Consider the following 12,286-nt stretch of genomic DNA (forward strand, 5'->3'; position numbering starts at 1 on the left):
CTTATCGAAAAAGAAGCACCCTCCTCCACACCATCCCACTTCTCCCCCCACCCCAGCCCCCCCCCCCCCCCCCCCCCCCCACCCCCGAAACCCACCCCCCCCCCCCCCCCCCCCCCCCCCCCCCGGGTCGGCGTGGTGCCGTCAGTGCCGGTTCTCCGCCTGGAACATCCAGCTGTGCTTCTCGAGCGCGGCCGTGAGCCCGATCAGGAGGTCCTGGGTGACCGGATCCGTCGGGCCCGTCTCCTCGATCCGCGCGCGCATCCGTTCGATCACGGCGGCGAAGGCCTTCACCAGGTACTCGACGGTCGCCGTGTCGGCCGTCCAGCCCTCGGGGAATCCGGGCAGGCTGCTGGAAGCCGCGACGGTGGCGGCCCGTCCGTCCGGGCTGACCCCGATCGCGGCGGCGCGCTCGGCCACCGCGTCGGCGAAGTCGCGCGCGGTGGCGACCACGTCGTCGAGTTGCAGGTGGACGGAGCGGAAGCGGGGGCCGTAGAGGTTCCAGTGCGCCTGCTTGGCCACCAGGGACAGGTCCAGCAGGTCCACCAGAGTGCCCTGCAGGGCGTTCCCGGTCGTCTTGCGTTCGCTCTCCGGCAGCGGGCTGCTGATGACGATGCCCATCGCTGGACTCCTTCCGGGTCGGGGGAGCCGTCGTCCGGCCCCCGTACGGTGTTGGCGGCCCTCCACCCGGCGATCCGGCCTCGACGCACCGCGTCCCGGCCCGGAGAGCGGTACTCCGGGGTGTCCGGGACGCGGACGAACGACCGGCGCGGGCAGCGGATCGTCCGGCGGCTTCCCCCTCTCACCGGACGGAAACCACCCGACCGGAGGACACGGGGCACGGATGTGCGACCGCCCTGGGGGCGGACCGTGCGGGACCGGGGCGGACCCGGTGCGGATCGTTTCCACATCAGGGCGATGGATCGGCCCAGGGCGGGTAGCCGAAGGCTGCCACGACCGATCTTCGGTGCCGCTGTCGGCGACCCGGCACCGCTGCTCAGTCGCCGCCAACCCGCTGTTCAGTCACCGATCGATGATGTCCAGAGAATGGAGACCCACCGCATGACCGTCGCCACCTGCCGGTCCACCTCCGTCACGCTGCCCGAGGGCCCGTTCCCCGACATCGCCGTCGAGGCGCACCTGCGCTTCGACGCCTCGCTGCCGTACGCCGTGTGCCTGGCCTTCCCTCCGGTCGGTGAGCAGGACGGCGACGAGATCCAGTGGTTCTTCGCGCGCGACCTGCTGAACGAGGGCCGCCACGCGCCCATCGGCTGCGGGGACGTGACCGTCTCCCCAGGACCGGAGGGCCGGGTCCTGGTGACCTTGCGCAGCCGCGACGGACGGGCCGTGATCAGCGTTCCCTCGGACGCGGTGACGGCGTTCCTCCTGGACTCCTTCGCCCTGGTGCCGGCCGGCAGGGAGACGGACCACCTCGACATCGATGCCACCCTCAGCCGGATCCTCGCCTGACCGTCGGATCCCCGAGCCCCGAGCCCCGAGCTCCTTCCCGACTTCCCCACTTCCCGACCTTCCACGGCCACCCGCGAACGGAACGGATTCCCCCTGATGCTGTCCACGACGCTGTCCCTGACCACGCACCAGCTCGCGAGCGATGCCGCCGGCGGCCCGTCCGGATTCGGCGTCCTCGTACCCTCGCTCGTCATCGCCGTGCTGCTCATCGGTGCCTTCGCCTGGGGCAGCCACCATCTCGTCCGTCGACGGCCGCCGCGGGCGCCCAAGGGTGCCGCCGCGCAGCGCGCGGACTCCTGGCGCACCCCGGAGGGCGAGGGCCCCGGCGCACCGGGCCAGGCGCCCGCGGACGAGGAGCCGGGGCGCCCGCCGCGCCGCTGAGCGGAGGGCGCGACCCGGCGGCGGGCTCAGCCGCCGGGGAAGCCGCCTGCGGAGCCGTCGGCCTGCCCGCCCGGATGATCGTCGGCCCAGCCGTCCGCGGAACCGTCGGCCGCCAGGGCCGCGCGAACGGTGTCACAGACGGTGAAGACCTGCTCGGCCCCGGTGATCTCCAGCAGCCGCCGCACCTGGGGCCCGGGAGCCGCCAGGACGACGGGGATGTCCGCGGCCTCCCGCCGGACCTTGAGCAGGGCGTTGAGGCCGGCCGAGTCGCAGAAGGCCAGCCGGGCCAGGTCGACGACCAGCCGGGGCGGGGCGCCCTCGACGGCGGCGGCGAGGGCGGCGTCGAGCGCCCCGCGCTGCTCCATGTCGGCCTCGCCGTCCAGGCGCACCACGCAGGCCCGCCCCGGGAGGTCGAGGGTGGTGATCCGCAGTCCGAGCAGGTCCGCTGACTCCGGGCCGGAGGGCTGCCCCGATCCGTCGGGCGCGGGTGTACCCGCGAGCGTGAAGGGGCCGCGTCCGCCGTAGATCGCCATCAGTCTGCCTCCGATCTCCGCGGGAGGCCGAGCGGCCCGGGCACCCGCTCCTCCGGGTCGCGTCGCACCCCGGCCGATCACGGTGTCGCCCCGTGGCTCCGCACGGGCGAGTGCCCCTCCACTGTTCGCCGAGCCTCCGCGCCTGTCAAGGGTTACACGAATATCATGTCGTGTTTTTGGGGTCGCGAATCACGGGTCTTATTCTTGATCCGTGGACAACCGCGGAGACATCACCCGGCAGTGGACCTTCCTGACGAACCATGCTCGTGTGCTCGTCCAGATCGCCCGTGACCCCGGCATCCGGGTCCGCGACATCGCCGCCCGCTGCCTGCTCACCGAACGGGCCGTCCAGCGCATCATCTCCGACCTCGAGAGCGCCGGGTACCTGAGCCACGAGCGCCGGGGCCGCACCAACCACTACAGCGTCATCGACGGCAAGCAGCTGCGCCATCCCGCCGACGCCGGCCCCACCATCGCCGAGCTCCTGTCCGTCCTCCTGCGCTGATCCCGCCGCCGGTCCCGCCGGTCCCGCCGGTCCTTCCGGCCGCGCCCCGCCGGGGACCAGGGCGCCGACACGGCCGGACGCCGGTGACGGGGCCCGTCACCGGCGTCCGATACAGCGTCATACGACCGAGGGAACGGGATCGCCGGTGAACAGTGCGCGGCGCTCCTCCTCGGTCAGCCCGCCCCAGACCCCGTGCGGCTCACGCGCGGCCAGCGCGTGCCGCCGGCACTCCACCCGGACCCGGCAGCCGGCGCAGACGGCCTTCGCCGCCTCCGCCCGCTCCTTCGCGGCGTCACCGTGCTCACGAGCCGGGCGGAGGAAGACACGGCTGTCGACGGTGCGACAGGCTCCGTCCGAGGCGCGGCTCCAGCGGCGCTCGGACGCTTCGGGGAGGCGGGAGAGGTCGGCCACGGCGGATCCTTCCGATCAGGGCGGTCATGCGGCGGTCGTTCTGCGGGCGCTCGCCCCGCTCGTCTAACCCCGTCCCGCGTGTTCATGCCCGCCGCCCCACCCTCAGCGGCGGTGCCGCCCGCCGCGCCGACGGGCCGCCAGGGCCGCGCCCGGCGCCGGGAGGAACAGCCGGGCCACCTCCCGGCCGAGGTTCACGCCGATCGCGAGGGCCATCGCCGTGGCGGCGGCCCGTCCGACGCCGTTGAGCCCCGCCTCGGGTTCGCCCCGGACGAAGGCGAGCAGCCCGAAGTACAGCAGCGACCCGGGCAGTAGCGGCCCCAGGGCCGCGGTGACGAACGGCAGCGCGGAGCTGCCCCGGTACCGGGCCATCAGCTGGCCGGACAGCCCCACCAGCACCGCGGCGAGGCCGGTGGCCATGACGGGCTCACCGCCGGCGTTGACCAGCACGCCGTACGTCGTCCACCCCGCCCCGCTGTTGAGCAGGACGGCCGGCAGCGTGTTCGGCTCGGTGTTGAGCAGCACCGCGAAGGCCAGGGCGAGCAGGAGCGCCGCCGCCAGTTGGAGGGGCGGGTTCGAGGTCGACCCCGGTCCGCGCTGGGCCGCCAGGTCGGCGCCGTTGTTGACGCCGACGTAGAGCACGGTCATCACGCCGACGACCACACCGGCCATCAGGTACAGGACCTTCAGCAGCCGCGCGGCGGCGGTGAGGTAGAAGCCCGCCAGGCCGTCCTGGACCGCCGCCACCATGGGCCATCCGGGCAGCAGCGCGTACAGCCCGCCGGTGATCACCACGGACCCGCGCAGGTGCAGCTGGTTGAAGGACATCAGGATGCCGACCACCGCGGCCGGGGTCGCGGCCGTCGCGATCCGGTAGAACTCCGGCAGGTCGTGGCGTCCGACCAGCGCGGAGAGCCGGTCGCCGGCCATGGCCGCGACGACGGCCAGGACGAACACCAGCCAGGCCCGGGCGTCGGACCGGCCGCCGACCAGCAGCGTCGCGGCGCCGGCCAGCAGGCCGGGGGACAGCACCAGGGCCCAGGCGGGGTAGCGGCGGTAGTGCGGGCGCACCGCCCGCAGCCGCCGGTGGGCGTCCGCCACGGCGAGTCCGCCGACGGTGATCTCGGTGACCAACCGGAAGAGCACCGCCAGCCCCGCGTAGTCGCCGTCCGGGTGGCGCACGGACCGCTCGGCCGTCACCGGCGGCTCGCCGGGGCCCGGCCGGTAGGAGATCGCCACCCGGGTGAAGGTGACCCGGGGATCGCAGGGCTGGGCCCGGTAGGTCCGGGCGACGGCGAGCATGGCCGCCTCCACGTCCTCCGCGGCCTCGCCGCAGGCCAGCATCAGCTCGCCCACCAGCAGGGCGAGGTCCAGGACGGCGGCCACCTCGGCGGGCCCCGGCTCGTCCGCGCCGCCGTCGTGGGCCTCGCCGACCAGCGGCCGGGAGATGGACGGGGTGCGCAGCAACGGCAGCATCCGGTCCGGCCAGGGCACCGTTCCATCGACGTCGGCGCCCTCCCCCGGCGCCGCGGCGCGGCCGGCGCCCTCCCTGGGCGGCACCGGTCTCGCGGCCGGCCTACCGCGGAGCGGATCGGCCGTGCCGCCCTTCTCCGGCCACCCCTGCGGCGGCACGCGCCTGTGCTGCGATTCCTCCGATCCCGTCGAACGTCGCGCACCCTCCGCCTCGGCCCCCGCGCCGAACGGCTCGTGTTCCGGCATCTTCGCTCCCTGCATCACCCCCCTCGTGGCTACTGTTCGCATCCACTCGACTACCCTCGGCCATCGTTTCGTGAACGTCACGTCAGGAGTGCGGCCGGACCGTTCGCGCCGCCGCCGAATGGGCAGGCGCGGAGCATGGTGCAGATCGGATACACGATGATGACGGAGCAACGCGGCCCCCGGGAGCTCGTCTCCGACCTGGTGCTCGCCGAACGGGCGGGCTTCGACTTCTCGGTCACCTCGGACCACTACTTTCCGTGGCTGGACGAGCAGGGGCACGCCTCGTACGCCTGGGCGGTGCTGGGAGCGGCGGCACAGGCCACCACCCGGATCCCGCTGATGACGTACGTGACCTGCCCGACCTTCCGCTACCACCCCGTGGTGGTGGCGCAGAAGGCGGCGACGTTACAGCTGCTGTCCGAGGGCCGGTTCCGGCTGGGGCTCGGCAGCGGGGAGAACCTCAACGAGCACGTGGTCGGCCGGGGCTGGCCGGCGGCGTCGGTGCGGCTGGAGATGTTCGCCGAGGCCGTGGAGATCATCCGGGCGCTGTTCGAGGGCGGGTACGTGACGCGGCACGGCAAGCACTTCGACGTGGTCGGCGCCCGGCTGTGGGACCTGCCGGACCGGCCGCCGCCGATCGGGATGGCGGTGTCCGGGCCGGTGTCGTGCGCGCTGGCCGGGCGGCTCGCAGACCTGGCGATCGCCGTGGAGCCGGAAGCGGACCTGGTCGCGGGCTTCGCCGAGCACGGCGGCGCCGGGAAGCCCGCCGTGGGCCAGCTGCCGGTGTGCTGGGACCGTGACCGGGACGCGGCCGTGCGCCGGGCGCACGAGCAGTTCCGCTGGTTCGGCGGCGGCTGGAAGGTCAACGCCGAACTGCCGGGTACCGCCGGCTTCGCGGCCGCCAGCGGCTTCGTGCGGCCCGAGGACGTCGCCGAGGCCATCCCCTGCGGCGACCACATCGAGGACTTCGTCAAGGCCGTGCGGCCGTTCGTCGACGCCGGGTTCGGCGAGGTGGCCCTGGTCCAGGTGGGCGGGGACAGCCAGCCCGCCTTCCTGGAGTGGGCCGAGAACACCCTGCTGCCGGCCCTGCGGGAGGCCTTCTGACCCCCTCCGCCCGTGCGTCCCGCCTCCCGCGGGAGCAGCGGGTCCCGGCATGACTTCGCGGACCGGGGGCAGAAGGGCGACCACACCGCCAACCGAGGAGGTCGAACCATGGTCCCGCTCCTGCTGGTCCTTCTGCTCGCTCTGATCCTGTTCGGCGCCGGATTCGCGTTGAAGGTGCTGTGGTGGGCAGCCGTCATCGTGCTGGTCGTGTGGCTGCTCGGCTTCATCGCCCGGGGTTCGACGGCGGCCGGCGGACGGAGCCGCTGGTACCGCTGGTAGCCCCGCCCGGGGAACCGGCGCGGGGGGGGGGGGGGGGGGGGGGGGGGGGGGGGAGGGGAGGGGAGGGGGGGGGGGGGGGGGGGGGGGGGGGCGGCTACCCCCCCCCCCCCCCCCCCCACCACCCCCCCCCCCCCCCCCCCCCCCCCCCCCCCCCCCCCCCCCCCCCCCCCCCGTGCCCGTGTCCGGGCCGCGCGTCATGCGCGTCATCCGAACGGTCGCCGTCGGTCGCGGGAAGCAGCCGCGCAGCCGGGTTCCCGGCGCCCGGATCCGTTTCCGGACGCACTGCCGGGGTTACCCGCGAAAGGCAGTCCCCTCTACCAGGAGTCGATTCATGGAAGCGTCCGAACCGGTGAAGAAGATCGTCGACAAGGTCACCGACGTCGTCCAGAACGTCGTTCCGACCGAGCGCCCCGAACTCCCCGGCGCGCCCGGCCCGGAGTCGCCGAGCGTCCAGGAGCCCACCGAGGTCCGCGGCCCGCTGCCGCCCAAGCCCGACCAGGCGGCGCCGCGCCCGGTGACCGCGACCGGCCGCGACACGGGCGCCGGCGCCACGGTCCGGTCGCAGGACGGCGCGTTCCTGACCACCGCTCAGGGCGCCCGCCTGCCCGACAGCGACCACTCGCTCAAGGCCGGCCCACGGGGCCCGGTGCTGCTGCAGGACCACCACCTGCGGGAGAAGATCACCCACTTCGACCACGAGCGGATCCCCGAGCGCGTGGTGCATGCCCGGGGGGCCGCCGCGCACGGCGTCTTCCGCGGGTACGGCACCGCCGCGGCCGTCTGCAAGGCCGCGTTCCTCGCCGAGGACGTCGAGACGCCGGTGTTCGTGCGCTTCTCGACGGTGCTCGGCTCCCGCGGCTCGGCGGACACCGTCCGCGACACCCGCGGCTTTGCGACGAAGTTCTACACCTCCGAGGGCGTGTTCGACCTCGTCGGCAACAACATCCCGGTCTTCTTCATCCAGGACGCGATCAAGTTCCCCGACGTCATCCACGCCGGAAAGCCCCACCCCGACCGGGAGATCCCGCAGGCCCAGTCCGCGCACGACACGTTCTGGGACTTCGTCACCCTGCACACCGAGGCCACCCACCACACCCTGTGGAACATGTCCGACCGCGGCATCCCGCGCTCCTACCGCACCATGGAGGGCTTCGGCGTCCACACCTTCCGGCTGGTCAACGCCGACGGCGCGAGCACCCTTGTCAAGTGGCACTGGAAGCCCAAGCTGGGCGTGCACTCCATGGTCTGGGAGGAGGCGCAGCTGGTCGCCGGGACGGACCCGGACTTCCACCGCCGGGACCTCGCGGACGCGATCGAGGCCGGCGCGTTCCCCCAGTGGGAACTGGGCATCCAGACCTTCCCCGACACTCCCGAGCAGACCTTCGAGGGGATCGACCTGCTCGACCCCACCAAGATCGTTCCGGAGGAGCTGGCGCCGGTGCGCCCGGTGGGGCTGCTCACCCTGAACGCCAACCCGACCAACTTCTTCGCCGAGACGGAGCAGGTCGCCTTCCACCCCGGGCACCTGGTGCCGGGGATTGACATCACCGACGACCCGCTGCTGTCCGGGCGCCTGTTCTCCTACCTCGACACCCAGATCACCCGGCTGGGCGGGCCGAACTTCGCGCAGATCCCGGTCAACCGCACCCACGCCCCCGTCAACGACATGCTGCGGGACGGGTTCCACCAGCACGCCGTCCACTCCGGCGTGGCGCCCTACAAGCCGAACTCGCTCGACGGCGGCTGCCCGTTCTTCGCCGGAGCCGCGGAGCGCGCCTACATCGAGTACCCGACCCCGGTGGCCCCCGCGACGAAGGTGCGCGAGGCGCCCGCCTCGTTCGCGGACCACTTCAGCCAGCCGCGCCTGTTCTGGGCGAGCATGAGCCCGGTCGAGCGCGAGCACATCATCGCCGCGTACACCTTCGAGCTCGGCAAGTGCCACGAGCAGGCGATCAAGGAGCGCGGCCTGCGGGTGCTGGCCAACATCGACGGCTACCTGTGCGCCCAGGTGGCCGCCGGGCTGGGCCTGCCCGCCCCCGAGCCCACCGAGCCGTTCGGGGACGTCCGGCCGAGCCCGGCCCTGTCCCAGCTGGGGCGGATCTGGCCGGCGGACGGCCGGGTCATCGGCCTCGTCGCGGGCTCCGACCACGGCGCGCTGACCACGGTGCGCCGGGCCGTGCTGGACGCCGGTCTGGTCCCGCTGGTGATCGCCGCGACCGGCGCCGGCCTCCCGGCGGACGGCGACGGCGACCCGGTCGCCGCACAGCGGACGTTCGCCACCGCCCGCTCGGTGGAGTACGACGCGCTGGTGCTGGTCGGCGCCGCCGGCCCGGCCCCGGACGCGCAGGCCGCCCGGGACGCCAAGGCGGGCAACCCGCTGCCGGCCGCCTCCCCCGTCGACCCCCGGCTCGTCCTGATGCTGACCGAGGCCTACCGCCACGCCAAGCCCCTGCTCGCCGTCGCCGGCGGCCAGGACGCCCTGCGGGCCGCGGGCATCACCGCCGACGGACCGGGCGTCCTCACCGACGTCCGGCCCGACGCGGCGGTGGAACGCCTCATCCCCCTGCTCGCCGCCCACCGGGTGTGGGACCGCTTCCCGCCGCCCTCGGCGGCCGGCAGCCGCTAGAGCGTGTCCGACCCGGAGCCCGGGCGCCCTTTTGGCGCCCGGGTTTCTGGGCAGTGGCCAGACATGGGCATCCCCATTCCACCCGGGGCGGCGTCGCTGCGGCTCCCGCCGGAACCGAGGAGCGTCGCGTCGGCCCGCCGGTTCGTACGGTCGGTGCTGGACGGCGCCGCGCCCGAGGCGGCGGACACCGCCGAGCTGCTGACCGGCGAGCTGGCGGCCAACGCCGTGCTGCACGCGGGCACCGAGTTCGAGGTGCGGGCCTGGGTCGACGACGGCCGCATCGGCGTGCGGGTCACCGACCGGAGGCCGGAACGCGGACTGGTGCCGCACGACCAGCACCCGTACGCGTGCACCGGCCGGGGCCTGGCCCTGGTGGAGGAACTCGCGCCCAGCCACGGCGTCCACAGCGGCGAGGACCGCAAGACGGTCTGGTTCGAGCTGTGGCCCGCCCCGCCGGCGCCGCCGGCCTCCGCGTGGGAGACCGTCGCATCCTGCGGCCCCACCGTGAACGTGACGCTGATCGACATGCCGTACGCCCTGTACTGGGCGGCGCAGCAGCAGTGGGAGGGGATGCTGCGGGAGCTGTACCTGACCGAGGACGTCGAGGACCGCGCGGGCGTGGCGTCGGAGGATCTGGCCGTCGCCCAGGACGCCAGCAACGTGATCTGCGCCTGCATGACGGCCTCGGTGCGGCGGGAGACCCCGGACAGTTCGACGCTCTCCGTGCTGGTGGCCGTCCCCGCGGACGCCGCCCCCGCGGTGGCGGACCTGCGCCGGGTGCTCGACGAAGCCGAGGACGCGGCCCAGCAGGGCACCCTGCTCACCCTTCCGGCCCTTCCGCAGATCCGCGCGTTCCGCGACTGGCTGTTCGACCAGGTCGTCGGCCAGCTCTCCGGCGAGAACCCCACCGCCTGGACGCTGGCCCCCGGCGTCCCGAGCAGCACCCCCAGCGAGCTGGCCCCCTGGGACGCCGGCGAGGTGGAGGCCGCCACCGTGCCGACCGTCGCGGCCGACGACCTCAACCGGATCATCGCGGTGAGCCCCTCGGCGGCGAACCTGCTGGGCTGGTCGGCGCGCGACCTCATCGGGCAGCCGCTGACCGCGCTGATCCCCGAGCACCTGCGCAAGCGCCACCGGGCCGCCTTCACCTCCCTGCTGCTCACCGGGCAGCCCCGCATCCTGGGCCGTCCCATCCCGGTCCCGGCCCTGCACCGGGACGGCCGGCTGATCCCGATCCGGCTGCACGTCCAGACGCAGGAGGCGATCGACGGACGCACCGTGTTCGTCGCCCACCTGATGCCCAGGACAGCCCCGCCCACCCCGCCGTCCACGGCGGCGGACGGCGGGTACCCGACGCGGCCGGAGCCGGGCCCGCTGCGCTTCCCCACCACCACGACGAAGTCGCGCAGGGCCAGCGTCGACCGGGCGACGCTGGAGCGCCTCGCCCTGCTGGCGGACACCGGGAGCGCGCTGTCCAGCACCCTGGACCTGGGCGAGCGGATGCGCCGGGTGTGCCAGGTCATGGCCCACCAGCTGGCCGACTGGTGCGCGGTGGACCTCGTGGACGAGCAGGGCCGGGTGGAGCGGATGTGCCTCGTCCACCGCGATCCCCGGGTCCGCGTCCCGGATGAGCTGCTGGGCCGGCTCCCTCCGCTGTCCGAGGACGCCCAGGGGTCGCTGCCCCGGGTGGTGCGCGGCGCCGGCCCGCTGCTGGTCACCGACTTCCCCCGGCCCGAGGACGCCCCGAGCCCGCTGGACGCCCGGCAGGCGGAGCTGTTCGCGGAGCTGGGGGCGAGCAGCGCGGTGCTGGCCCCGCTGCGGGCCCGCCGGGAGGTCCTCGGCGCGCTCACCCTGGTGCGCACCCGGGACGAGCACCCGTTCACGGCCGAGGACATCGCGCTGGTCGCGGAGCTGGTCCGCGCGATCTCCCTCGGAGTGGACAACGCCCGCCTGCACCTGCGCACCCAGCAGACCGCCGAGCGCCTCCAGCGCGCCCTGCTGCCCGAGCTGCCGCTGGTCGACCGCCTGGAGCTGGTCGCCCGCTACGTCCCTTCCAGCACCACCGCCGAGGTCGGCGGGGACTGGTACGACGCCTTCGCGCTGCCCTCCGGCGAGACGGTGCTGGTCATCGGCGACGTCGCGGGACACGACCTGCGGGCCGCCGTCGCGATGAGCGCCCTGCGCAACATGCTGCGGGGCATCGCCGTCGACCGCGGGGAGCCGCCCGGGGAGGTCCTGCGCCAGTTGGACCGGGCGAACCACACCCTGAACCCCCACTCCACCGCGACCTGCGTCTACGCCTTGGTCAAGGGGGGCGACGGCGGGCCCCGGGAGCTGGACTACGCCTCGGCCGGGCACCTGCCGCCGCTGCTCACCACCTGGGACGGCGACACCCGGTACCTGGAGGCGGGCGCGGGCCTGCTGATCGGCATGGAGCCCGATCTGCCCCGCACCACGGCCCGCGACCTGCTGCCGCCCGGCTCCACGCTGCTGCTGTACACCGACGGCCTGATCGAACGCCGGGGGCAGTCCCTCGACGATGCCATGGCCCGGCTGCGCCGGCACACGGCCGCGCTCGCCCGCGCGCCCCTCGACGTCTTCTGCGACGAACTGGTCATCGCCCTCGGCGCCGAGAGCGACGACGACACGGCCGTACTCGCGCTGCGGGTCGACCCATCGGCGTGAGGTCGCCCGGGCCCGGGTCCGACGGCCCGGGCCCCCTTCACACGCCCCGCAGGCGCGCCGGGTCGAACTCGGCCCAGATCGTCTTGCCCAGGGCGTGCGGCACGGCGCCCCAGCGGTCGGCCAGCCGCTGCACGATGAACAGCCCGTGGCCGCCGGGCAGCGCCGGGTGGTGGGGCTGCCGCGGGGCCGGCAGGTCCGGGCTCCGGTCGCTGACCTCGATCCGCAGCCGGGCCGGGGTGAGGTCGAGGACCAGCTCCAGCGGGCCGTCGCCGTGCAGCATGGCGTTGCCGACCAGCTCGGCGATCACCAGGACGATGTCCTCGGTGATCCCCTCACCGGCCCCCGGCTCCCGGGACGGCGGACACCAGTCGCCCAGCACCTGGACGGCGTGGGCCCTGGCTCGGGCGACCGGCTTGGGGAGCCCCGCGAGGGGCAACCGCCTCCGCTGACCGCCGACGGGCAGGACGAGCTCGACCCCGTGCGGGTCGCCGTCCAGGGCTCCCCGGCTCATCGTCATGTGAGGGCACCCCTTCGGATCGACGACGCTTTCGCAGCTCGGTTTCCCGGCAGCTCCGGGAT

Annotated in this window: 12 protein-coding genes; 7 read left to right on the plus strand and 5 right to left on the minus strand. The window is 74.6% G+C overall.

The window, feature by feature from the left end; all coding sequences use genetic code 11:
* Positions 1-141: 141 nt before the first annotated feature.
* Entirely contained in the window at positions 142-618 is a 477-nt protein-coding gene (locus tag ACZ4WV_RS10310; protein WP_465744801.1) for a Dps family protein, read from the minus strand.
* A gap of 441 nt (positions 619-1,059) precedes the next feature.
* On the opposite strand from ACZ4WV_RS10310, the gene ACZ4WV_RS10315 reads away from it, so the two are divergent.
* Positions 1,060-1,467, plus strand: a complete 408-nt coding sequence (locus ACZ4WV_RS10315; RefSeq protein ID WP_465744803.1) for an SsgA family sporulation/cell division regulator — start codon at positions 1,060-1,062, stop codon at positions 1,465-1,467.
* 96 nt (positions 1,468-1,563) lie between these two features.
* Positions 1,564-1,848: a DUF6479 family protein gene (locus tag ACZ4WV_RS10320; protein WP_465744804.1), complete on the plus strand. Its 285-nt coding sequence runs from the start codon at positions 1,564-1,566 to the stop codon at positions 1,846-1,848.
* A 26-nt stretch (positions 1,849-1,874) separates the two neighbouring features.
* Here the strand turns inward: ACZ4WV_RS10320 and ACZ4WV_RS10325 are convergent, their stop codons facing one another.
* Positions 1,875-2,381, minus strand: a complete 507-nt coding sequence (locus ACZ4WV_RS10325; protein ID WP_465744806.1) for an STAS domain-containing protein — start codon at positions 2,379-2,381, stop codon at positions 1,875-1,877.
* Between the two features lie 211 nt (positions 2,382-2,592).
* Between ACZ4WV_RS10325 and ACZ4WV_RS10330 the strand changes: the two genes are divergently transcribed.
* Entirely contained in the window at positions 2,593-2,886 is a 294-nt protein-coding gene (locus ACZ4WV_RS10330) for a helix-turn-helix transcriptional regulator (RefSeq protein ID WP_465744808.1), read from the plus strand.
* A 117-nt stretch (positions 2,887-3,003) separates the two neighbouring features.
* Here ACZ4WV_RS10330 and ACZ4WV_RS10335 read toward each other — a convergent pair whose 3' ends face one another.
* Together ACZ4WV_RS10335 and ACZ4WV_RS10340 are read right to left on the minus strand one after the other, a co-directional pair.
* A complete protein-coding gene (locus ACZ4WV_RS10335) occupies positions 3,004-3,297 on the minus strand; it encodes a WhiB family transcriptional regulator (protein ID WP_465744810.1) in 294 nt (97 codons plus the stop codon).
* Positions 3,298-3,399: 102 nt separating this feature from the next.
* Positions 3,400-4,788: a threonine/serine exporter family protein gene (locus tag ACZ4WV_RS10340; protein ID WP_465744812.1), complete on the minus strand. Its 1,389-nt coding sequence runs from the start codon at positions 4,786-4,788 to the stop codon at positions 3,400-3,402.
* A 360-nt stretch (positions 4,789-5,148) separates the two neighbouring features.
* On the opposite strand from ACZ4WV_RS10340, the gene ACZ4WV_RS10345 reads away from it, so the two are divergent.
* The 4 genes from ACZ4WV_RS10345 (at position 5,149) to ACZ4WV_RS10360 (ending at position 11,707) form a co-directional block, all read left to right on the plus strand.
* Positions 5,149-6,117, plus strand: a complete 969-nt coding sequence (locus ACZ4WV_RS10345; protein ID WP_465744814.1) for an LLM class F420-dependent oxidoreductase — start codon at positions 5,149-5,151, stop codon at positions 6,115-6,117.
* Between the two features lie 108 nt (positions 6,118-6,225).
* Entirely contained in the window at positions 6,226-6,396 is a 171-nt protein-coding gene (locus ACZ4WV_RS10350) for a hydrophobic protein (protein WP_465744816.1), read from the plus strand.
* A gap of 331 nt (positions 6,397-6,727) precedes the next feature.
* Complete coding sequence (locus ACZ4WV_RS10355; protein ID WP_465744818.1) at positions 6,728-9,022, plus strand: catalase; 2,295 nt, start codon at positions 6,728-6,730, stop codon at positions 9,020-9,022.
* A gap of 63 nt (positions 9,023-9,085) precedes the next feature.
* Positions 9,086-11,707: a SpoIIE family protein phosphatase gene (locus ACZ4WV_RS10360; protein WP_465744820.1), complete on the plus strand. Its 2,622-nt coding sequence runs from the start codon at positions 9,086-9,088 to the stop codon at positions 11,705-11,707.
* Positions 11,708-11,744: 37 nt separating this feature from the next.
* Here the strand turns inward: ACZ4WV_RS10360 and ACZ4WV_RS10365 are convergent, their stop codons facing one another.
* The gene (locus tag ACZ4WV_RS10365; RefSeq protein WP_465744822.1) at positions 11,745-12,224 is read right to left on the minus strand and encodes an ATP-binding protein; all 480 of its coding nucleotides are present in this window, start codon (positions 12,222-12,224) and stop codon (positions 11,745-11,747) included.
* Positions 12,225-12,286: the final 62 nt, after the last annotated feature.

This window comes from Kitasatospora sp. NPDC029312, from assembly GCF_055569215.1.